This is a genomic window from Pedobacter sp. AC212, from assembly GCF_979258625.1.
This window is the reverse complement of the sequence record NZ_OZ409870.1, coordinates 4804919-4825827: the sequence shown is the minus strand read 5'-3', so window position 1 is coordinate 4825827 and position 20909 is coordinate 4804919. Positions and strand designations below refer to the sequence as shown.

The following is a 20909-nucleotide window of genomic DNA, read 5'->3' as shown; positions in this document are numbered from 1 at the left end:
TAACTGTTTTGGGATAAAAACCACTGATCAGCATCAGTGGTTTTTTGTTTAGTTAATAAAAACCTTCTTTGTGATATTTAAAATATTGCCAATTTTAGATCATAATCCAGCACGATAATTTGTGAAAATTAGCAATGCAATAGAATGTGGGAAAGCATAATATCATAAAGGATAATTGTAATTCACTTTCTTCTTGGAATATTCGTAGGCATGGTTCTTATCAGCTATGCCAAGTTCATCATAATATTTGTTCGCAGCTAACTTATATGTGTTGAACAGCTTTTTTCTTGATGCAATTTGTGTGGCACTGAACATCCAGCTTTCATCCCCACTAAACCTGAAACAAAGTTCGCTATAGATCTGTGCACGTAAGAGTTTCGCACGTGAATCAAGTATTTTTTCTTTGATTGCCAGCTCAATCATATCTTTTGCTATTGTCAGATTCTCTAAAGTTCCCTTAGTCCTTTGCGCGGGTGCAGCAAGCATCTGGTTATAACTATAATATAACAGTGATCGGTAGAGGAGGGCGGTTGTGTCTTTTGGTGATTTTTTCAGAACCTTATCAAGACTATCGGTAACAGGATTATATTTTCCTTTTGGTGGTACCAGGATAAGCCCATCTTCGACCGTCCGCAAGGTAAAGTTAATTACCCGGGTTGCGGGCAATTGCGCACTTGCAAAAAATGGAAGCAAAAATAAAACGGTGGGTATGATATATTTTTTCATGGTGTGGTGTTTTTTAATGTATTATTGACAGATGGAGGTTCCTGATAAATCAATCTAATAGGGGAGCGATAATCCGTACATCAAATATCCCTTCAGAAGTGCTGTATTCCATTGATGCCTTACTACCATAGATCAGTTTAAGCCGCTGTCTGATATTATCCAGTCCCTTATTCATACTTTGTGACGTTTTTTTTCTATTGAGAAGATTTCTAGAAGTAATTACGATCTGGTCATTTATCAGGCCGATATCAAGATTGGCCGGATTTTCAGGGTCCTGAAAAATACCATGTTTAAAGATGTTTTCTACCAGCGTTACGAGCACCAGTGGAATAAAATTCTTGGATACCAACTCCGCAGGATAAGTAAAATTTATGCATATATCATTTTCAAACCGGGTTTGGTGCAATATAATCAGCCTGTCTATCTGTTCCAGTTCATCCTTTAAAGGGACGGTCTGCTCACTGAACTCACAATTAATGCTGTAACGCATAATATCGGAAAGCTGCATAACCGCTTCTGCTGATTTCGGCAATTTACCATAAACGTCCTGATAGATAAAATTTAAGACATTGAACAGTAGATGGGGATTGATCTGCGCTTTAAGGTATGAGTTTTTCGCGTTTGCCAGTTCTATCTGAAGTTCGCGTTCGGAAAGAATGCTCTGGTAGTATTCCGTTTCCGTTTTCTTACGAACCTCTATCTCTTTTAGATGCACAAGAAAGAGGTAATAAAATCCTGCTGCTCCCATAAAGATCAACGATCTCCATAGCTGGCTGAAAATATACGGTTTACCTATGCTTATTTTGTGATAACTGTACCAAGTGGTTTCTTTCAGAAGATACGTGTCTATGCCATAGCTCGTAAATAGGTAGAAAAAATAGACGGCCCCCAAAAAAGTTGGCAGCTTCCATATCCAATTATTTCTAACCTGAAAAATCCGGTGATACAGCCATAGCGCACATAGATAGAATAAGCCTATGTTCTGTATATAATGATAGATATAACTCTTGGCATCCCCGAATACTCCAGTAGCCAACCCGATTATACCTGTCTCGGCACTGATGAAAAGTGCCCAGCTCAGAAAGTGGATTTTATACCTGGATAGTAAAATCGTAAAGTGCTTCATCACGGCCATAATATAATTTGGTAAAACCTCTAATACTGCTGGTGTAATAACTTCTTTCAAGCTTTAAAACACGGCTAGTTTCATAAAAAAAAAGCTATGAAACGCACCGAAAAGCGGCTGAAGAAAAAAACAGTTTTTGTCTTTAGCTCGGCAGGGAACCGAAATTCCCATGGTACTGATCCGACTACATCAAGTATCCTCATTACTATTACTGGAGGCATCGCAGATGCAAACCGTTAATTGATCAATCTTGCTAAATCCGGCCGGTAAGCAAAGTTTTTTCTTCAAGAAATTTTATGAGACCTTTTTTATAGGTTTCGCCCATTTGAACCTGATGGCCCTGTCCAAGGTTTATCGTATTTCCAACAATTTTCTGGATCTTTCTTGCATTGATTATATGTGATCGATGGACCCTATAAAAAAGATCTTTGCTGAATATTTTTTCAACATCCTTCAATGTCAGATAAACAAGTTGTTCAGTTTTGGAAGTTACCATTGTAACATAATTTTTTGCACCTTCAAAGTACAGGATGTCCTGCTTTTTCAATCGTGTAAGTTTCCCCTTTTCGCCCGTTTTATAAAACTTGATATTTTTTCCAGGTTGTTGCTTTAAGGAGAGTTCGTTCTCCATCACTCCAACAACTATTTGGGTGAATTTGGCTAGTTTGATAGGTTTCAATAAATAGTGTGTAGCCCTAACTTCGAAAGCTTCAAGAGATCGGTCAAATGCACTGGTGAAAATTATCGACCTGACCTTAGGTTTTAGCTCGAGAGCCAGTTCCAGTCCAGTAAGATAGGGCATTTCAATATCTAGAAATATGATGTCGATCTCATCTTCAATACATATTCCGGATAATGCTTCTAGAGGGTTGTTGAATGTTTTGACCAGTTCAAGATTGGGAATAGAACTGATATAAGTGGTGAGTAGCAAAATGGCATGGCGTTCATCATCAATGATGACGCATCTGATTTTGTTTTTCATAAGCGGTAGTTTGGGATGGTTTAATTTTTCTTTTATTTCATTGATTTAGTTTTACTGATTAAACAATAAGGATAGTCGAAGAGCGGTTTAATTTACAATTTAAATGATCATTTATTTAGGGTAAATTCGTTCCAGGTCTCCTGCGAACGGTTCATCAGGGAAAAAATCCTTTATGGAACATTCCAAGATTTCGGCAATTTTATTTAAATGGTTTAAATTGTATTTATCATCGGTTTTCGTACTCTCAACGTTTCCAACAAATTTTCCGCTCAGCCCCATTTCAAGCGATAATTGCTTTTGACCATACTTCTTTAAAAGCCTGATTTCCCTCACTTTATCAATTACAAACTGCTCTATTTCAGACGCTTTACCCATTTTGACTAAGTAAAGAATAAACAAAAAAATGTTTGCCCTACTATAGTAGGGTTTTTGATATTTTTCGTATATTTGAGATATATTAATTAGGTATTAATAAGAGTCTTGCGGTCGCAATTTCTGACGCCGTGACGTAGGACAGCAGTTTAATACCCATATCTATGTGTAGAAATCAATATATTTGTATTTCGAAATAGATGTGGGAACTGCTGTAATTCCGTGTCACTTAAGGCGTCAGAAACTTTATTGCACCACGGTTGGTAGTTCTCACATTTATTGAACTCAATCACCAAGACTCGTATAACCAATACGAGGATGAAAATAGACAATCACAATTCAGAACTAACTAACCATTGTTTTAAGAATGGATTGTATGGTTTTGTCCTCTATTTTCTAAAATTTTTATTAAATTTTTCAATTGTCTTATGCTACTGTCCCTTTAATAGGATGTATGCATTAAAGCCTAAAAACCCTGAGTGATCCCCCTGTGCCTACAGGAGGCAGTGCTTAATTTAATATAGGTTTAGTATTGGTTCTTGGCCTCCTGTGAGCATTTAATTTTTTCCGGATTCACCGGAAAAGTTTCATTTAATCAACTAACTAACAAATCATGAAAAAAACGATATTATTTATCGCTATGGCTACGCTATGCTTATTTTTTAAAGCTAATGCTCAGCTTAAATACCAACAAAATGTTAAAAATGAAGCCTTTGTAATCGGAGATAAGGTTCCTGATCTTATGTTCGACTCAGTTTACAACCATATTTCGAAAACTTTAAAATTATCGGATTATAAGGGTAAGGCTATTATTCTTGATTTCTGGGGAACATGGTGTAGTACATGCCTTAAATATACTCCCCACATGCAGGAATTTCAAAAGAAATATGGGGATAGGCTAGCCATTATCTTAGTGGATGATGCCAAAAGGGATACTGAGAAAATCCTGATGGACTTTCTGGAAAAAAGAAAAAGTGAGGGCCGGGAAATAACATTACCTATTCTTCTAAAACCAAAAAACACAAGGATATGGTTTCCTCATAATGTATTTCCTCATTATGTATGGATCGGTGCAGATCAACGAATAAAAGCAATTACTGGCCCAGACGAACTGAAGGAAGAAAACATTTCAAGATTAATCGCTGGGTTGAATCTTCATTTACCGGTAAAGGAGAGATAATATGGTAAAGATGAATTTTAGTAATTACAGACTAAGTAATAAAGCACTATGGATCATGGCATTTTTGATGACCCTGCTTTCAGTTTCCTCTGTATTTGCTCAGAATCCCCTGACTCAGGATGGACGCAACATAATAAAAGGCCAGGTGTTTCTTCCAGATGGGAAAGGCGTTAATGTCATTTTGCGCTCTGGTTCAGGCGGTACACGTACTGCAGATTCAACTGGACGTTTTATTGTTGAGTTGAGAAGATTGCCAGATACGTTAAGATTTAATGCAGTCGGATATATTACAGTTAGTAGAATAATCCGAAATCCTGAAGAAAGTAAAAGATATCTCTCAGTTAAAATGGTGCCTGAAATCCGTGATCTTGGTGATGTGCAGATTAGTACAGGTTATCAACGGGTAAGACCTAATGAGGTAAATGGCAGTGTTTCTGTAATCGATGAGAAAAGGTTAAATGCAAGAACGGGAACCAATATTCTGGACAGAATTATAGGTCAGACTTCAGGTGTAACACTGAATGTTGGGAAAGCTAATGGGAACCCACAAAATACAACCGGAATATCCATCCGTGGTCTGGGCACCATCAATGGTCCTCTTGATCCTCTGATCGTGGTTGATGGATTTATATATGAGGGTAATATCAATAACATTAATCCTTTTGATGTTCAGGATATTTCCATTCTTAAAGATGCATCAGCGGCTTCTATTTGGGGTGCAAGAGCAGGAAATGGCGTTATAGTTATCGCTACCAAAAAAGGTCGGTATAATCAGGATATCGTAGTTTCATTCAATGCAAACACGACAGTTAACGAAAAACCCAATTTAGGTTCGTTTAGGACGATGAGCTCGAGTGATTATATAGACGTCGAAAAAATGTTATTTGAAAAAGGGTTTTTTGACAATCGTATTAATACTGGATATCAGGCTTTGACCCCTGTTGTAGAAATATTATTGGCTTTGAGATCTAATAAGTTAACAAATGTAGAGGCTACTAAGCAACTTGATTTATTAAGAAGCAAAGATGTTAGGGATAGCTATCTGAAATCATTTTACAGACACGCCGTAACCCAACAGTATGCATTATCAATAAGGGGGGGAGCTATTAATAATTCTTACTCACTTTCAGCAGGTCATGATCAGACGGTTGATGAAAGCTATTCCTCCACTCAGCGAACTAACTTACGTTTTGCGCATAGTTATAAGGTTAGCTCAAAGCTTACCTTATCAACCAATATCTTACTCACAGCCGCTTCTTTCCAAAATGGAAGACCCGTTTATGGCAGCTTAAGTTCTGCAGGTAGGCAACCGACATATCTGAAATTTGAAGATGAATTGGGTAATGCTATTCCGTTGGCTCAGGTTTATCGGCAAATATATACTGATACTGCCGGCGGCGGTAAATTGTTGGATTGGAAATATTATCCTGCTAATGAATATGAAAATACAATATTTAAACAGAAGCGGAGGGAAATCTATGGATCAATATCATTGAACTATAAAATTCTATCCTTCCTTTCGGCCGATCTTACATACCAGCAGCAGTTTCAGCAGGAAATCTCAACAGATGACTATTCAGTAAACAGTTATTACGCAAGAAATCTTGTTAACAGTTATTCCCAATTAAACAGATCTACAGGTATCGTGAAATATAATATTCCCAAGGGAGGTATATCACGGGTTGCACAGAATAACATTAACTCTGCGACCTACCGATTCCAATTGAATGGAATTAAAAATTTTGGTGTCCATTCTGTTAATATTATTGTCGGCGCAGAGGCGAGAAACAGTGGAACCGATGGTAATACTAATTTATTTTACGGGTATAATGGCGATCCTTTGACATACGGGAACGTAGATTACATTAATAGTTTTCCCAATTTTATTACTGGAAGTACCAATCAGATTAGCTCTGGTGACGTACTCACAAAACTTGATTATCGTTTTATTAGTCTGTACGGAAATGCTGTATATTCTCTGAAAGGAAAATATACAGTATCTGCAAGTGTTAGAAAAGATGGCTCAAATATTTTTGGGGCAAATACCAATGATAAATGGAAGCCTTTGTGGTCAGCTGGATTAGGATGGACTATTTCTGACGAGAATTTTTATAATTTAAGAGAGCTTCCCATACTAAGGCTAACATCAACATTTGGGTATAGTGGCAATGTAGACCTTTCAAGAACGGCATCACCTGTGGGGCTTTATGGTTCTAATGCGATTACTGGACTACCATACGTCAGGATTAGAACGATCAATAATCCCGATCTCAAATGGGAACAGCTTTCCCAGTTAAATATAAAAATTGATTTTGCAACCAGAAAGGATCGAATTAAAGGTTCAATTGCTTATTACATAAAAAGGGGATCTGATCTATATGGACTCACTCCATTCGATTATACGGCTTGGGGCGGAGCCGCTGATGTTACCAGAAATGTGGCTGATATGAAAGGCTATGGTGTAGATGCAGAATTTCATTCCCTCAATGTTCAATCGGGTAATGTTAAATGGGATACGGACCTATATTTTAATTACTCTGAAAATAAAACTGTTAAATATTACAGGCAGAGTGTGACAGGGATATTTGGGCTTTTGGGTGCTGGACAGTCTATTACACCCATTGAGGGAAAACCCTTGTATGCAATAGCAGCATATAAGTGGGCAGGACTCAATTCCAGCGGCCTGCCACAAGGTTACTTAAAGGGAGCCGTAAGTACAGATTATGCTGCAATTTCTGCGGAAGGAAATCTAAATGGCGACAATATCAGGTACATAGGCCCAGCAAGTCCAGTTTACTTTGGCTCTTTGATCAATTCGTTTAATTTCAAGAACATAACTTTATCTTTTAACCTGAGTTATAGGTTTGGGTATTTCGCGCGAAAAGAGACTATTTCCTATAATTCTCTAGTGAATTCTGGAATTGGAAATGCTGATTATGAGAAGCGCTGGCAGAAGCCGGGGGATGAATCGTTCACCAATGTTCCCGCATTTATCTATCCAATAAATGGTCTAAGTGATTCTTTTTACCAAAATTCAGAGGTCAACATAATTCGCGGTGATAATATCCGGTTAGATTATGTCAATCTTGGATATAGGTTCGATGCGGGTAAATGGAGATTTCCGTTTCGAACTTTTGATCTTTTTTTTAATGCCACATCTCTTGGGATAATCTGGAGGGCAAACAAGGATGGTATCGATCCTGATTATGTTGGGCGCATCAACCCATTTAAGGGTTACACATTTGGGATCAGGGGAAGTTTTTAATGCTAAAAATTTTAAAATAAACGTTATGTACAGATTCAGCATATTATTGATACTAGTGGGCATGAACATTTTGTCTGGTTGTGACAAATACCTCGATAAAAAATCTGATGCCAAACTAATCGTTCCAAAAACTGTAGACGACCTCCAGGGAATGCTTGACGATGGCGCTACTATGAACCTGATGAGAACTCCATCTTATGGAGAAAGCGAAGCAGATGATTTTTTTCTACTCCCAACAACACTTAGTGGATTTAACCAGACACTAAGAGACGTATATCTTTGGAAATCTATAGACTATAGATTTGGGAATGACTGGTCAGACGCCTATCTCCCAGTGTATAATTCCAATTTATGTCTTGAGATACTACCCACCATTCCTAGAGATGACTTAAACTCAAAACAGTGGGATAATATTAAAGGATCAGCGCTTTTTTTTAGAAGTTATTATTTTTATTGCTTGACTACAACATTCGGTTTAGCATATAACCCGGCAACTTCAGAAAGGGATCTGGGAATTGTTTTGAGACTATCGTCCGATTTTAATGTCAAATCGGAGCGGGCTACGGTAAAAAAATGCTTAGATAGGGTTATCTCGGATATTGAAGAATCGCTATTGTTATTGCCAAATGTAGGAGAGAATACCTTAAGGCCTTCCAGGGCAGCTGCGTTTGCCTTATTGAGCAGGGTGAAGCTCTACATGGGTGATTACGCTGCCGCATTTAAATATGCCGATGAATGCCTGAAAATAAAGTCAAGTTTGATAGATTATAATTCAGATACTGATTTATTGGGGATTGATCTAAATGTCCCGTTTAAGCGGTTTAATAAAGAAACTATTTTCTACACAGAACTTAACTTCGGATTTTCAATTCATTCAACTTCAAGAGGGAAAATTGATACCCTGTTATACAACTCCTATAGTGCAGATGATCTGCGCAAAAAAGCGTTTTTTAGGCCGAATGGTCAGTATCAGCAATTCAAGGGCAGTTATGCCTCAAGTTCAACAACTTTTTTTAGTGGTTTGGCAACGGATGAGATGATCCTAAATAGAGCAGAGGCGAATGCTTACCTTGGAAATATAGAAGCAGCTTTGACAGATCTGAATTTATTAAGGAAAAAAAGATGGAAGAACTCAGTTCCTTTTATACCTGTCACAGCGATAGGGAAAGTTGATGCACTTTCTAAAGTCAGGGAAGAGCGGCGGAAGGAATTACTTATGAGGAATATTAGATGGGCTGACATCAAAAGATATAACGTGGAAGGTGCTGGGATTACACTTAAGCGGGCATTAAATGGAGTTATATATTCTCTTGAGCCAAATTCCAAGTTTTATGCTTTGCCATTGCCAACTGACATCATTGAGCAGGGATTGCAACAAAATTAGATTAGTTAATTGATAGTGGAAACAGGGCTGGACTGGATAGTCCTGCCCTAGTTTCATTTACTGCTGATTATTGGCGTAAGTCATTGACCCGTCCGAAGACCCGGTTACACGGGCAAGACTGGCTGAACTTAAACCCGCAGTCAGGTTCAAAGTGGATTTTACTGTTGGCGCAGTGTCTGGATTATTCACATAACTACGATCAATAGTGATCTCACAAGCTTTATCATTACCACTGCATTCGTCTTCTGGAGGAGTAGTGCTCCAATTGTTTTCATCCTCAACCTCACTGATAGTGTAAGTTGCTGGACCATGATAATAAAAGGTAAAAGCTTCAAATTTTGAAATTTTACCATTCGCAGCCTTAAATGCAGACTGCGTGAACAAAACTGTTAAACCTAACAGTAATGCGTAGGCTCCAAAGCCTATTTTGCGTAATGTATTCATATTTTAGTAGGTATTTTTTGCTTGAAAAAATATCCAAAAAAGTTTAGTTGAATTATGGTTCAAATTATTGTAATCGATAACAGAAAGGCTTCCAGACTGTAATCATTTCAAATTGCAAATCCTTTTCCTGGCCTCCTTTCTTTAGAATGTATAAAGTAGACGGTTACAATATTTAGCAGGAGAAAGAAAATATTAAATACCAAATGTGTACGCCAGCCCATTGATTTTAAAATGCCACCACAGCTACATGGTGTTTTTATGTAAAATCCACTTAGTATTAATGTTATATATCCGGTAAATGCAATTAATAGAATCGTAGAAAGGTAAAGACCAATTCTTCGCGTTTGCAAGAAGGTCAATAGGGCTGCAGCTATTATCTCTATAAATGGGATTGCCCACTGCAGTATACTGATCATTGTTGATGAAAAATGCTGGAGCCTCAACTGGTGCTTAAAATCCTGGTAATCTATAAGCTTAGATCCTGCAGTGTAAATCCAGAGAATTATTAATAAGCTGGTTGCGATCTTTATATATTGATCTTTCATGATTTGCTTCTTTTTGTAAAGCAAATCTCATAAGTTAAAGTTGGTAAGGCAGCTAACGATAATTAGAAAAAAGCTATCTTTTTAAATAAATAACCTAATCTGCATTAGAAAAATGCCTGAAATGCACATAATTAATTTAGCTTTTATTTTTTAACCCGCTGAGCGTATTGGCATGCATCCCAATAAATGCTGCAATATCATTGACCGGGGCCAATTGAAAAATGTCGGGATGTTTTCTTAACAGGTACTCCAGCCGTTCCTCGCCTTTCAGATGATGTGTGTCAAATGTCTGATGAAAATGTTCCAATATTACTTCATCTAATAAATTTGTAATCAGCTGATTGAATTCGGGAAAGAGTTTAAATAAGTTCTGTGTATGACCTTTAGAAATTACCATAATTGTGGTGTCGTCCAGACCAGAGGTTTCTAGTTTAAAATCATTAAAGTTTTTTTCAATCAAATTCGGGACGATTGACCCTTCGAAATGAAATCTGAGCATTTTTTTTCCTGGATCTAATTTGCTTTCAAGCTCAGTCTTTAATAATCCTCGTCTCACAAATATAATTGGAAAACTATTGCGCAAATTTCCATCAAGCAACTCATTGTTTTTGAGTTTATGGTCTTTTAAAGCAATTCTAAGATAGGCCTTTAGGGCAGAGGAAACATGGCCATAACCTTCAAGATGCTTGCAAAATGTTGTAAAATTCATAAATGTAAAATTATACAACATGAAGCCTACCGGTCAAGTGGTAGAATTTACCACCCCCACCACCTGCCTGTTAATTCGTACTAGAACGCAATAAAATTTATTTCTACAGACATAATTTTTAGCAAGCTGGAGCAGTTTTTAATAAGTTTAGTATTTTTCTTGAGCGATCGCAAGCATTCTTGCCAATTTTTCAGATACTCTACGGATATCTTCAGGATTATGTACGTAATACCCATTGCTAAAACTTTTTTCTGAAATTTCAGGCTTTTCAGCAGTGCTTACATGTGATATGACATACTGATGTATGCGTGTCGCCTTTTGCTCTATGATAATTCCAGCCTCAACATTCAGAAAGATATAAAAGGCCAATTGCTTTACTGATAGTGACACTTTGTATGTTGAATCCAAGAGTCCGGAATTTACCAGTTCAGTATTTATAAAATCTAATTCTTTTAGAAACTCAAGCTCAGAATCAAACAATTTTAAGAGCGAATCTTTTATTGCTTCAGAGAAAGGCGAATATAGGGAAACAGCAAATGCAGGGATCTGAATTAGGGATTTACGCATGTAAATTAGTTCCCGGTAGTGATCAGATATTGCTGATAGGCTATTGAGTTTTTCGATAACAACTGTGTGGCAGAATTCGTAGAAACGGGGATGGTTGAACTGTCTTGAAATAAGCCTTCCAATGATAGCTTCTTCTGAAAGCTGGGTATCATTGTTGTCGCAAAGATAATTTATAAGCTCTAAATTAAATGAAATCCACTTATAAGTCGTAGTGCCTGATAGCTTAAGATAAAGAGTATCTCTGATAATTCCTTTTAGATCCTGACTGATTTCAAGATAATTTATATAATGTAGAGCAGCATCAATTTTTTCCTGATTTTCCTGCTGATACTTTTCCATTGCTGAGGTTGATGGCTGAATCGAAAGATCAAATTCTAAAGGATAGTATTTCCATAGATAATTTAAGAGTTCTTCAAGTGAAAACAACATAACTTCTAACAGCTTGCGATGATCTTCACTTTCAATCCCTTGTTTCAAAACATCCTCAATCTGGTTTATCATTCTGCCAATGGATGTTAACTGTAGATGAATAAAATCTTGTAAACCGCATTTGCTCTCCGGTACACAGGAATGAATTTTTTGTTTTAATCTGTTTACCTCATTCAAAATATCAGATTCACTATTGTCTTCTGGTGCAAACGCTATTGATTTATTCGTTATTGAATCAATTATCTGATAGAGGTAGCCGAGTTCGATATTCATGGATGAGAATGCATTTAGGTTATAAAAACCTAAAATTATCTGATACTTCTAATAATTGAAATTGTTTTACACCAGGGATAATGGTAGAAGTTTAGAAGGTAATTATTGCCGTGACGAACAGACTTTCAAGCTCTATAATTAATTTTCAAGATTTCTGTTTTAGATCAAAATTAGTGGGGGGTGGTAATTTCTACCACCTTTCTAGAACTTGACGTATTAGACATAGTTTCTTCTTTTTGTAACAAAAATTGGTTATAAAAATAAAGGTTTTTTTCTGAAACTAATGGAACTTAATATGGAAAAATTGAATGCAATCCTTGACGTCTTGCTGAAAATTTATGAAATTATGCAACTTATATATTCCAAGTCCTATGGCAACCTAACACTGCCCGAGGATCAAATGCTAACGCGGCTTGAAGTGATGGAGTATCTTGGGATAAGTGATAGTACTTACAAGAGAAAGGTCAGGAAAGGAATTTTAAAACCCAGCAAGCTTCCCGGTGGAGATAGATTCTACAAAAGTGAACTGCAAGAGGAATTCCTGGAAAGTAAAAGGAGGGGGCGGGTATAAGTAACTACGTATCAGTTGAGAAAGTTCTTAAGTTTGAGGCGAGATCTAGCTAGGTGGTAATCCTAGATTATTCGTCGTTAAGCAATTTTTCCAGTGCGCCCTTGAGTTCTGGCTCTTTATCAAATTCTCTTTTTACCAAAGCCAACAGGCCGGTAGAATAGTCAAGGTAATATGTTTCAAATTCCTGTAAGTTTTTAAAGCGATCAGTGAATCCATTCACGATGGAAAAAAGGTTTGAGTATAAAGGTTCACCCATTGAAACGAGTATTTTTGAGATATGATCGGTCGCCTGGATAAAATAAAGGGTCTGTCTATAATTTAAGGTTGCCTCACCGTTATAAAGCTGTTCGTTAAGTTCATCCTGCTTATCTAGAATTTCATAGGTGGTAACAACTACCACACCTTGTTTAGATCCGGAAATAATATTGGTGTTTTGCAGAATCTTAAGGGTGATATAGCCGTATTCCCAATCATCCCTTCCTTTTTCAAAACGTAGTCTGAATGTACCCATAACATTTAATTATAGATTAAATAATTTTCCCTTCGTATTAAAGTAGAAAAGCCATATTGTTATATAGTAACCTTCAGATGCAATATAAAAAAAATATAGATCAAATGCGCGCGTTTGTTAGCATCAAGCTTTGTCTTTTTCACTTTCCATCCATGGTTTTTATTAGCCTAATTCTTCCAGAATAATCAGTTTGAATAGATCCTTGGCATCCGTGAATAGCGGATCAAAATGAATATATCTGACATTCTAAAGAGCTAATTTTATTAGCTGTGGCTAAGGTTTGAAAAATTTATAAGCTTATGATATCAATCAATTTGTGCACTTAGCACTGCGATTTAAAAAGGTCCACTTACCGAATTCTTGATGATCTATTCCCAGTTTACCTCGGCCACAATGTTAATTACAGGTTATGGCACGACGGGGAAAAAGAACTTTTAGGTCACTTTAGGTTCATTTAGCGGCCAATTTAGGCCAATTCAGGTCAAAAATTTTATCACTCTAAATTACTGGATACGTTTGGTCAATGAAACGGAATAACCCGTTTTGCCACTAACGAAATAACTAGAGAGCAAATGCCCTGCTTAGTGAGATTCGTCAGAATCGATCAAGTTGAGCATTGCTTTTATGGAAGCTGTTTTTATAGCTGCTTTCGATATTAGTTCTATCTGCCGTTGGCAGATAGATAGGTGCATAGCATCGGTTCTTTGAAATTGTGGGATGAAGCATTTTTCCGTGAGGAACGGAAAATTCTTGCGAAGTTGAGATTGTATCAATAATACGAAAGCGCAGAGGCAGGCGACGGCCAGGTCCGTATGGACTTACGTGAGTAATCCCGGTATACCGTTTTTAAAAACTTTGTTTTTTGTTTTAGTTTTTAGTTTAGGTAGGAGGGGCCATCTGGCCCCTTTTTTTGTGTCTTGATTTTAAGAATCATTCGCTGGTCCCGGAATTTGGACGCCTCAAGTATGTTTGGGCTTCAAATTCATGCAATACGGATTTATGTTAAAGTAAGACCTATCAATCTAGGAAATGATGATGTCAAATCAGATCAGCTAAAGTTGTGCGCCATCTTAGTGGTCACCTAATACTGCTGGTTTGGTTTGCCATTAAAATCTTAGTTTTTTTATACCCGCAAGATGTCTTTTTGTCTGACAATAATCCTGTGGATTATTCCCACAAAAAGAATCTTGCCCCATAGCGGAGCTATTGGGGGCTGAGAAAACTCGCAACTCATTTTCTCTTTTAGATGATATCAGGATGGAAAGAAAGAACAAACAGGTTGGTCGGCCTTTTCTCAAAGACGGTAAGAGAAACAAAAGGTTGAGCGTGCGGTTTTCGGAGGAAGAATTTATCTTCATTTTATCCCTTGAAAAACTTCTTGGGCTAAAGAGGACTGATATAATCAGAAAACGAGTGCTTGAAGTTAACGTAGCCCTAATTTTTGACGGGCGTTCAGTTTTAGCCAGCATTGATCAGATAGGACTTGAACTTTCCAGAACCGGAAATAATATTAATCAGCTTGCCAGGTATGCAAATATATTAAACAAGCAGCGGGTGCTCTCCCCGGTAATTTTTACACGGTATAGTAAAGAACTTGATAAGCATTCTCTTCTTTTAAAAAATCTTAACCTGGAAATAAAAAAAATATTAAAGTTGATGGGGAGCTAAACTGATGTAAAGTTACCGGACTACTTCTATAACTCGTTAGCCTATTACCTAGTTATGCTGTTAGCAAGTTCAACAGTAGCTGTATAGCTATTTCGTCGCATACTTTGATCTCTGGTTATGACTGTAGCTCAAAAGCTTGCGATACTGCTAACAGGTTTCAACCAGAACGGCATAACTATGATGCCAGTTACAGTGATTTGTAGTAATTCTGTGATCTGGTGAGCAGGTTACCTAGTTCCTAAATTTTATGATCGTAAAGATACTTGGCTCTTCTGCTACTTTCGCCGGGGTAAGATATAACCATGAGAAGATGCGTTCCGGAAAGGGGGAACTTTTAAAGGTCAGAAATTTCGGAAGCCTAATGGGGCTGGACAAAATTGGTTCACAGGATTATATCAACTATCTCAAAGCTGTATCATCTGTTAACAAAAGGGTGAGTAAGCCCCAGTTTCATGCGGTAATCTCTGCTAAGGGCAAAACGGTTTCGAAAGAAGAACTTTTGGATACAGCAGGAAAGTGGCTTGCGGAAATGGGTTATGGACAGAATCCATATCTCATCATTTTTCACAATGATACAGAGAATAATCATGTTCACATTGTATCTACCCGAATTGATAAGTGTGGTAAAAAGATTTCCTCGGCGTTTGAGAAAATCCGTTCAGTACGAGCGCTATCCACCGTCTGCAAAAAACAAAAGTCCAATATTAAAAATTTAGAAAATTTTTTTCACTACCGACATTCTACCGTTGCCCAGATGAGGACATTACTTGAAAAAGTGGGGTTTGAAGTCCGGATAGAAAAAGATCTTTTCCAGATACTAAATTATGGGAAGAGCGTCCGTGAATTTAAGCTGGCAGATATTGAAAATAACTGTGATCAGTATTGTACTGATAAAAAAAGAGCACAACAATTAAAAGCTATTTTCAAAAAAGTACTTTCAGTGGATATACAGGGGAATTATGAAGTCTCGCAAACGGATGATCTCAGCTCAAAATTGGAGCTCCTTTCAAAAATGATGCGCAAGAGATCTGGAATTGAGCTGGAGTTTCATTCTAAAGATGCGAAGCATCCATACGGATATACCATAATTGATCATACCAACAGATCAGTAATGAAAGGATCTGAAGTAATGCCCATTAGGGAGATACTGAATGGCCTGTCTACGAATAATCAGATTCAATCTGAACCTGTCGAATATAGAATATCCTTTTCAGATCCCAGGATTGAGGTTGATTATATTCTTTCCGAGTTGGAGGGTGGAGGCTTAATAGAAGAGGCTGTAAGGGAGATTGAACTTAAAGATGATGTTGATGACGAGGCTATCCATGGTCGTAACCGTCAGCGGAAGGGCAAAGCCCGAACGAATACACGTTAAACTTAAAATATTATTTTATGCTGATTATTATTGGAAACCAAAAGGGTGGAGCGGGGAAAAGTACGCTCACTCTATTACTGGCTAACTTTCTAACGCTAGTTAAAAAGCGGAAGGTAACCGTTATCGATATGGACTACCAGCAGTCGCTGGCCCAAAAATATGAAAAGACCAAGGCTGCTGAAAACCCGGAAAACTATGAAATTATTGCGGCAGGTCTGGAACATTTTCCTTCTATGTACACAGTTCTCAGCAAAAGCAGAGAGCATATCGTAATTATCGATCTACCCGGGAAGCTTGATGATGATGGGCTGATCCCTGTATTCAGCGCCGCAGATCTGATCCTTTGTCCTTTTGCCTACGATGAGTTCAGTTTTGATTCAACTGTGTTGTTCTCCGTCGTGCTTAAGAAGATCAATCCAAGCGGACAACTGGTATTTATCCCGAATAGGATCAAGGGAAATGTAAGGTATGATACTGCCTCTGATGTAGAAACCCAGCTTTCCAAATTCGGAAAAATCACCCCGGTGATTTCTGACCGCGTAGATTTCCAACGGACGGACACGTTTCAGACACCGTTATCCCTTTACCCCGTCATTCTTCCGGTATTTGATCAGATCTATTCGGATCATATTGAAGAGACTGCATCCAAAATATAAAAAATAGCAGATATGAAAGTAGAGATAACAACAATGGCTGATGCGCTGAGAAAAACCATCAGCCCCCAGAATGTAAATCTATCAAATAAAGACCCTGTAATAAAAGCAAAAAAGCCCGATGTTGAGAAAAAAGCTACAAATAAAGAGACACTAATTATTGAGCTTATCCGGGAATTTGATTGTACCGGTAATACGCACATGTTACACCCAAGGCTAAACCGCCACACCGTGCAGTTGCTCAACCGGCTCAAGCTGGCCTCTGGTATTGATATGAACAAAGTGATAGCATTTGCGCTTCATAGACTCTTCGATCAGCATCCGGAAATTAAAAAGTTTATTAAAACATCGTTAGAAAATTTTGAACTATGACTTGGATACAATTTCTTTCCTGGCTATTATGCATCTATGCATTTTATTATTCCGGGCTTATCGCTTTCGATCTTTCGAGAAACAGGAAGCTGGCAGATACAGAGAACCGAAGTGAAACAACTGTCATAATTGATCTTCCTATTGCTGAAAAGGTATCGCTCAAGGAAATCGAAGATGAAGAAATCGATTATTTCCTAGGTGATGGAGAAATGGAAGAGCCTCCCATTGTTTTTTCTGGAGGGGTATCGATAAAGGAGCTTTTTGCCCTGGCGCGTTCCGAGTCTATCGAGTACACTTCTTCAGTATCCTTCTGATCATGAGGTATATAGTTTTTTTGACCGTGGTCGTTTGCATATTGATTTTGACAAGGGCTATGGCGCAACCTGGTATTGCAGAGATGGGAGAGGCAAGGAGTTTCATCAGGGAGTCGTTTTTTTCCATGTCCGATCTATCCTACGTACTGGCTGCTCTTATTTCCATAATAGGCGCAGTACATGTTTACCATAAAATGCAGATGGGAAAGGATGTAAGTGCTGACATTCCTGCTTGGTTCTTTTCCGCACTCTTTATTATAGTAATCAATATTGTTCTGGTCCATGTTTTCGGACTCTGATCCACATTCTTGTAACCGCTAACGGCGGTTTTTTTATTTCCCAATAATTCACAATTAAAATCCAATCAAATGAGAAAGATCAAAAATCTAAGGTTCATCATTTTTCTGTACCTGTGCACAATCAATGGGTATGTTATGGCACAGAGTGGGGTTAACGGTTTGAATACTGCAACCAGCACGCTTAAGACCTATGTAGATCCGGCGACTAATATTGCCCTTGTGATCGGTGGACTGGTCGGTATTGTAGGTGGCATCCGCGTATATTCCAAGTGGAACAGCGGTGATCAGGACATTAACAAGGAGCTGATGGGTTGGGGAGGCTCCTGTCTCTTTCTAGTTCTATCCTCCCTTATCGTGAAGGCGTTTTTCGGGCTGTAACAATGGAAAGGCTTTTTCCGGTCTACAGGGGACTACAGCGGCCCTTGACCTACAAAGGTTTTAAGGGGCGTTTTATTTATTGGGGCGTAGGCATCCTATTACTCTCGTTAGTTATTGGTGCGCTAAGTATGGCACTTATCAATATGTATGTGGGGGCGGTAATTATGCTCACGCTAATCTTAGGTGGTTTTTTTTACATCGGTATCCAGCAGAAAAAGGGACTTCACAACAAAACCCGATCTATTGGGATCTATCTCCAGACCAACCATCTTTCAAAAATCAATCTTTATGGTAAGACAAAAAGAATTTAGGGTACCCTATTTAGGGATCGATATCGGTGCAGAGCTGGATATTTTATATGGACTCAACGGAGAATTTTCCGTGTTGATCGATATTACCAATCCAGTGCTCAGGTTTGGTGGAGACCCCCGGGCTTATGATAATTTTCATGAGATTTTCACCAATCTTGCCCGGGTGATCGGTGAAGGCCATGTCCTCCAGAAGCAGGATATTATTTATAGGGCCGAATATGAATATAAAGTTGCAAAAGAATATCTTCAGGACAGTTACAACCGGCACTTTGAAGGAAGGCCATATGTCAAGCTCCAAACGGTGCTCACCATTACCAGACAGGTAAAAAAAGGGGCATTGTTTGTACACGATAAAAAATCGCTTGCTGAGTTTAAGGTAACTGTTGCCAAGGTTATCGGTATGCTTGACAGTTCCGGTATGGTGCCGAGGGCAATGAGGGAAAGAGAGATCAATATGTTTATCATGAAGATCATGGCGATGCAGTTCGGGGAAGAAAGTATTTCGCTGGACAATTATAATCCTACGGATACCGAAGTAAATATCGGAACGCGTTCTTTCCGCTGTGTACCGCTGATCAATATCGACCAGGTTGATCTGCCTGCGATGCTTCCGACATTTGGAAAGCTATCGGATAAAGAAAGCTTAAAGGGATTTCCAACGGATATCCTTTCTTTTCTTTTTAAAGTGCCAAACTGCTCCAATATTCTTTATAACCAGGTCTTCGAAATCCCTTCGCAGACTACAACTGTCCGGCAGATGGAGCTTAAGCGGAAACGGCACAGCGGAATACCAGACCCTGCGAATAATCTTTGCGTAGAAGATATTTCTTTATTGCTGGACGAGGTTGCAAGGGATGGCAGGTTAATCATCAACGCACATTTTAATATTATTGTATGTGCAGAAAAAACACTGCTCAACAGGGCTTATAACTATATCGAAAGCGCGCTGTTCCGGGCCGGGATTATCCCTAGCAGGAATGCATATAACCAGCTTGAGCTGTTCAGGACGGCGCTCCCTGGCAATGCTGCTGAACTCCGGAAGTATGACTGGTTTCTAACCACTGCTGAAGCAGCGATATGTCTTTTTTTGAAGGAAAGCCTACCCAGGGACGAGAAGTCAGGATTTCTGGTCCGTTTTACTGACAGGTCTGGAATCCCGATCGCTATTGATCTTGCGGATCTGCCGATGTCTTCCGGAAGGATCACAAACCGGAATAAATTCGTTCTTGGTCCGTCTGGTACAGGTAAGTCCTTTTTCATGAATTCCCTGATGGAACAGTATCTGTTATATAATATGGATACCGTGGTCATTGATACAGGTCACTCATATTCAGGGCTGTGCCATTATGCCGGTGGCAGGTATATCACCTATAGCGATGATAGTCCAATTACGATGAATCCTTTTGCTATTAGTGAGGAAGAATATAACATCGAAAAGAAGGAATTTATCCTAGTACTGATCCTAGTCTGTTTAAAGGGGCCTGAGGGGGATGCCAGCCAGCTGGAAAGGGATGTGATTTCTGAAGTGATTACTTCCTATTATGCCAAATGGTTTTCGATGGGAGAATCTTCAGGGATCAAAAAGCTCAACTTTGATTCTTTCTATGCTTATGCAATTGAAAAGATCCCGCTGATTATGAAAGAGAATACCGTGCCTTTTGATTTTGAGGCTTTCCGGTTCATCCTGCGAAAGTTCTGCAGTGGTGGCGAATTTGGTACTATACTCAACGAGGATGCGGATAAATCCCTCCTCAAGGAGCGTTTGATTGTCTTCGAAATTGACAGCATTAAGGAAAATGCCTTACTTTTTGCAATTGTCACGCTCAATATAATGGACATTTTCATCCAGAAAATGCGTTACCGGAATTTTCAGCGGAAATCATTGGTCATCGAAGAAGCTTGGAAAGCCATTTCATCACCCCTAATGGTAGGCTTTCTGGTCTATGTAGATAAAACGGTCAGAAAATTTTGGGGGGAACTGATATTGGTTACCCAAGATCTTGCCGATGCTGTAGGTAATGCAATAGTAAAAGATACGATTGTAAGCAGTTCTGATACAGTAATTCTGCTAGACCAAGCCAAATTTCGGGACAATTATGATGAAATTGCAGCAATGCTCTCTATTTCTAAAAGTGAAAGGAACAAGATTTTTAGTGTCAATCAACTGGACAACCGTGAAGGCCGAAGCCCCTTCAAGGAAGTGTATATCAGAAGGGGCGACATTGGAGAGGTTTATGGTGTAGAGGCTTCGCTTCCCCAATACCTGACCTATACCACCGAGAAACCTGAAAAACTAGCGGTGGAAAACTATCTAGCAAGGTTCGGTTCCTATCCTGATGCGCTCGAAGCCTTTATTGGTGATTTTAAAGGTTCCGGACTTTCCCTTGGTGATTTCGTTAAACGGGTCAACTCGGGTGCGTCTGGATTATTAACAAACGCTTAAACAACTTAAAAT

General features: G+C 38.5%; 22 protein-coding genes. 13 read left to right on the top strand and 9 right to left on the bottom strand.

What is annotated here, in order from left to right; genetic code table 11:
- Positions 1–162: 162 nt before the first annotated feature.
- The 4 genes from ACZZZC_RS20685 to ACZZZC_RS20670 all read right to left on the bottom strand — a co-directional run bounded on the left by ACZZZC_RS20685 (position 163) and on the right by ACZZZC_RS20670 (position 3209).
- On the bottom strand, positions 163–726 hold the full coding sequence (locus tag ACZZZC_RS20685; protein ID WP_090985821.1) for a hypothetical protein: 564 nt from the start codon (positions 724–726) through the stop codon (positions 163–165).
- A gap of 49 nt (positions 727–775) precedes the next feature.
- Entirely contained in the window at positions 776–1912 is a 1137-nt protein-coding gene (locus tag ACZZZC_RS20680; protein WP_139222304.1) for a sensor histidine kinase, read from the bottom strand.
- Between the two features lie 193 nt (positions 1913–2105).
- Positions 2106–2834 (bottom strand): LytR/AlgR family response regulator transcription factor, encoded by a 729-nt coding sequence (locus ACZZZC_RS20675; RefSeq protein ID WP_090985817.1) that lies wholly within the window; start codon positions 2832–2834, stop codon positions 2106–2108.
- Between the two features lie 111 nt (positions 2835–2945).
- Positions 2946–3209: a helix-turn-helix domain-containing protein gene (locus ACZZZC_RS20670; protein ID WP_090985814.1), complete on the bottom strand. Its 264-nt coding sequence runs from the start codon at positions 3207–3209 to the stop codon at positions 2946–2948.
- Positions 3210–3819: 610 nt separating this feature from the next.
- On the opposite strand from ACZZZC_RS20670, the gene ACZZZC_RS20665 reads away from it, so the two are divergent.
- From ACZZZC_RS20665 to ACZZZC_RS20655, 3 genes are read left to right on the top strand one after another with little or no spacing between them, the layout of a single operon-like run.
- A complete protein-coding gene (locus tag ACZZZC_RS20665) occupies positions 3820–4386 on the top strand; it encodes a TlpA family protein disulfide reductase (RefSeq protein ID WP_090985812.1) in 567 nt (188 codons plus the stop codon).
- 10 nt (positions 4387–4396) lie between these two features.
- Positions 4397–7651 carry a SusC/RagA family TonB-linked outer membrane protein gene (locus ACZZZC_RS20660; protein ID WP_316845005.1) on the top strand — a complete coding sequence of 1085 codons (3255 nt, stop codon included), beginning with the start codon at positions 4397–4399 and terminating at the stop codon, positions 7649–7651.
- Positions 7652–7676: 25 nt separating this feature from the next.
- Entirely contained in the window at positions 7677–9035 is a 1359-nt protein-coding gene (locus ACZZZC_RS20655) for a RagB/SusD family nutrient uptake outer membrane protein (RefSeq protein WP_159435273.1), read from the top strand.
- A gap of 57 nt (positions 9036–9092) precedes the next feature.
- Here ACZZZC_RS20655 and ACZZZC_RS20650 read toward each other — a convergent pair whose 3' ends face one another.
- From ACZZZC_RS20650 to ACZZZC_RS20635, 4 genes are all read right to left on the bottom strand, one after another.
- Entirely contained in the window at positions 9093–9479 is a 387-nt protein-coding gene (locus ACZZZC_RS20650; protein ID WP_090985806.1) for a hypothetical protein, read from the bottom strand.
- A 107-nt stretch (positions 9480–9586) separates the two neighbouring features.
- Positions 9587–10024: a MauE/DoxX family redox-associated membrane protein gene (locus ACZZZC_RS20645; protein ID WP_090985804.1), complete on the bottom strand. Its 438-nt coding sequence runs from the start codon at positions 10022–10024 to the stop codon at positions 9587–9589.
- 136 nt (positions 10025–10160) lie between these two features.
- Complete coding sequence (locus ACZZZC_RS20640) at positions 10161–10733, bottom strand: cyclic nucleotide-binding domain-containing protein (RefSeq protein WP_090985803.1); 573 nt, start codon at positions 10731–10733, stop codon at positions 10161–10163.
- A gap of 147 nt (positions 10734–10880) precedes the next feature.
- On the bottom strand, positions 10881–12002 hold the full coding sequence (locus ACZZZC_RS20635) for a hypothetical protein (RefSeq protein ID WP_090985800.1): 1122 nt from the start codon (positions 12000–12002) through the stop codon (positions 10881–10883).
- 295 nt (positions 12003–12297) lie between these two features.
- Between ACZZZC_RS20635 and ACZZZC_RS20630 the strand changes: the two genes are divergently transcribed.
- Positions 12298–12573: a helix-turn-helix transcriptional regulator gene (locus ACZZZC_RS20630; RefSeq protein ID WP_090985930.1), complete on the top strand. Its 276-nt coding sequence runs from the start codon at positions 12298–12300 to the stop codon at positions 12571–12573.
- Between the two features lie 67 nt (positions 12574–12640).
- Here ACZZZC_RS20630 and ACZZZC_RS20625 read toward each other — a convergent pair whose 3' ends face one another.
- Positions 12641–13084 carry a hypothetical protein gene (locus ACZZZC_RS20625; RefSeq protein WP_090985798.1) on the bottom strand — a complete coding sequence of 148 codons (444 nt, stop codon included), beginning with the start codon at positions 13082–13084 and terminating at the stop codon, positions 12641–12643.
- Between the two features lie 1257 nt (positions 13085–14341).
- On the opposite strand from ACZZZC_RS20625, the gene ACZZZC_RS20620 reads away from it, so the two are divergent.
- From ACZZZC_RS20620 to ACZZZC_RS20580, 9 genes are all read left to right on the top strand, one after another.
- Entirely contained in the window at positions 14342–14752 is a 411-nt protein-coding gene (locus ACZZZC_RS20620) for a plasmid mobilization protein (RefSeq protein ID WP_316845006.1), read from the top strand.
- A gap of 247 nt (positions 14753–14999) precedes the next feature.
- A complete protein-coding gene (locus tag ACZZZC_RS20615; protein WP_090985794.1) occupies positions 15000–16127 on the top strand; it encodes a relaxase/mobilization nuclease domain-containing protein in 1128 nt (375 codons plus the stop codon).
- 17 nt (positions 16128–16144) lie between these two features.
- The gene (locus tag ACZZZC_RS20610) at positions 16145–16783 is read left to right on the top strand and encodes a ParA family protein (protein WP_090985791.1); all 639 of its coding nucleotides are present in this window, start codon (positions 16145–16147) and stop codon (positions 16781–16783) included.
- 12 nt (positions 16784–16795) lie between these two features.
- A complete protein-coding gene (locus ACZZZC_RS20605) occupies positions 16796–17152 on the top strand; it encodes a hypothetical protein (RefSeq protein WP_090985789.1) in 357 nt (118 codons plus the stop codon).
- Complete coding sequence (locus ACZZZC_RS20600; protein ID WP_090985787.1) at positions 17149–17466, top strand: hypothetical protein; 318 nt, start codon at positions 17149–17151, stop codon at positions 17464–17466. The genes ACZZZC_RS20605 and ACZZZC_RS20600 overlap by 4 nt, the downstream gene beginning before the upstream one ends.
- A gap of 2 nt (positions 17467–17468) precedes the next feature.
- Positions 17469–17765 carry a DUF4134 family protein gene (locus ACZZZC_RS20595; protein ID WP_090985785.1) on the top strand — a complete coding sequence of 99 codons (297 nt, stop codon included), beginning with the start codon at positions 17469–17471 and terminating at the stop codon, positions 17763–17765.
- Positions 17766–17834: 69 nt separating this feature from the next.
- Entirely contained in the window at positions 17835–18143 is a 309-nt protein-coding gene (locus tag ACZZZC_RS20590) for a DUF4134 domain-containing protein (protein WP_090985783.1), read from the top strand.
- Positions 18144–18145: 2 nt separating this feature from the next.
- Entirely contained in the window at positions 18146–18454 is a 309-nt protein-coding gene (locus tag ACZZZC_RS20585) for a plasmid transfer protein (RefSeq protein ID WP_090985781.1), read from the top strand.
- The gene (locus ACZZZC_RS20580) at positions 18432–20897 is read left to right on the top strand and encodes a TraG family conjugative transposon ATPase (RefSeq protein WP_463488071.1); all 2466 of its coding nucleotides are present in this window, start codon (positions 18432–18434) and stop codon (positions 20895–20897) included. Before ACZZZC_RS20585 ends, ACZZZC_RS20580 begins: the two co-directional genes overlap by 23 nt.
- The last annotated feature ends 12 nt before the right edge of the window (positions 20898–20909 follow it).

Coding starts and splice junctions, on each gene's coding strand:
- ACZZZC_RS20685 (WP_090985821.1), bottom strand. CDS start 726: ATGAAAAAATATATCATACCCACCGTTTTATTTTTGCTTCCATTTTTT.
- ACZZZC_RS20675 (WP_090985817.1), bottom strand. CDS start 2,834: ATGAAAAACAAAATCAGATGCGTCATCATTGATGATGAACGCCATGCC.
- ACZZZC_RS20670 (WP_090985814.1), bottom strand. CDS start 3,209: ATGGGTAAAGCGTCTGAAATAGAGCAGTTTGTAATTGATAAAGTGAGG.
- ACZZZC_RS20665 (WP_090985812.1), top strand. CDS start 3,820: ATGAAAAAAACGATATTATTTATCGCTATGGCTACGCTATGCTTATTT.
- ACZZZC_RS20660 (WP_316845005.1), top strand. CDS start 4,397: ATGAATTTTAGTAATTACAGACTAAGTAATAAAGCACTATGGATCATG.
- ACZZZC_RS20655 (WP_159435273.1), top strand. CDS start 7,677: ATGTACAGATTCAGCATATTATTGATACTAGTGGGCATGAACATTTTG.
- ACZZZC_RS20650 (WP_090985806.1), bottom strand. CDS start 9,479: ATGAATACATTACGCAAAATAGGCTTTGGAGCCTACGCATTACTGTTA.
- ACZZZC_RS20645 (WP_090985804.1), bottom strand. CDS start 10,024: ATGAAAGATCAATATATAAAGATCGCAACCAGCTTATTAATAATTCTC.
- ACZZZC_RS20640 (WP_090985803.1), bottom strand. CDS start 10,733: ATGAATTTTACAACATTTTGCAAGCATCTTGAAGGTTATGGCCATGTT.
- ACZZZC_RS20635 (WP_090985800.1), bottom strand. CDS start 12,002: ATGAATATCGAACTCGGCTACCTCTATCAGATAATTGATTCAATAACG.
- ACZZZC_RS20630 (WP_090985930.1), top strand. CDS start 12,298: ATGGAAAAATTGAATGCAATCCTTGACGTCTTGCTGAAAATTTATGAA.
- ACZZZC_RS20625 (WP_090985798.1), bottom strand. CDS start 13,084: ATGGGTACATTCAGACTACGTTTTGAAAAAGGAAGGGATGATTGGGAA.
- ACZZZC_RS20620 (WP_316845006.1), top strand. CDS start 14,342: ATGGAAAGAAAGAACAAACAGGTTGGTCGGCCTTTTCTCAAAGACGGT.
- ACZZZC_RS20615 (WP_090985794.1), top strand. CDS start 15,000: ATGATCGTAAAGATACTTGGCTCTTCTGCTACTTTCGCCGGGGTAAGA.
- ACZZZC_RS20610 (WP_090985791.1), top strand. CDS start 16,145: ATGCTGATTATTATTGGAAACCAAAAGGGTGGAGCGGGGAAAAGTACG.
- ACZZZC_RS20605 (WP_090985789.1), top strand. CDS start 16,796: ATGAAAGTAGAGATAACAACAATGGCTGATGCGCTGAGAAAAACCATC.
- ACZZZC_RS20600 (WP_090985787.1), top strand. CDS start 17,149: ATGACTTGGATACAATTTCTTTCCTGGCTATTATGCATCTATGCATTT.
- ACZZZC_RS20595 (WP_090985785.1), top strand. CDS start 17,469: ATGAGGTATATAGTTTTTTTGACCGTGGTCGTTTGCATATTGATTTTG.
- ACZZZC_RS20590 (WP_090985783.1), top strand. CDS start 17,835: ATGAGAAAGATCAAAAATCTAAGGTTCATCATTTTTCTGTACCTGTGC.
- ACZZZC_RS20585 (WP_090985781.1), top strand. CDS start 18,146: ATGGAAAGGCTTTTTCCGGTCTACAGGGGACTACAGCGGCCCTTGACC.
- ACZZZC_RS20580 (WP_463488071.1), top strand. CDS start 18,432: ATGGTAAGACAAAAAGAATTTAGGGTACCCTATTTAGGGATCGATATC.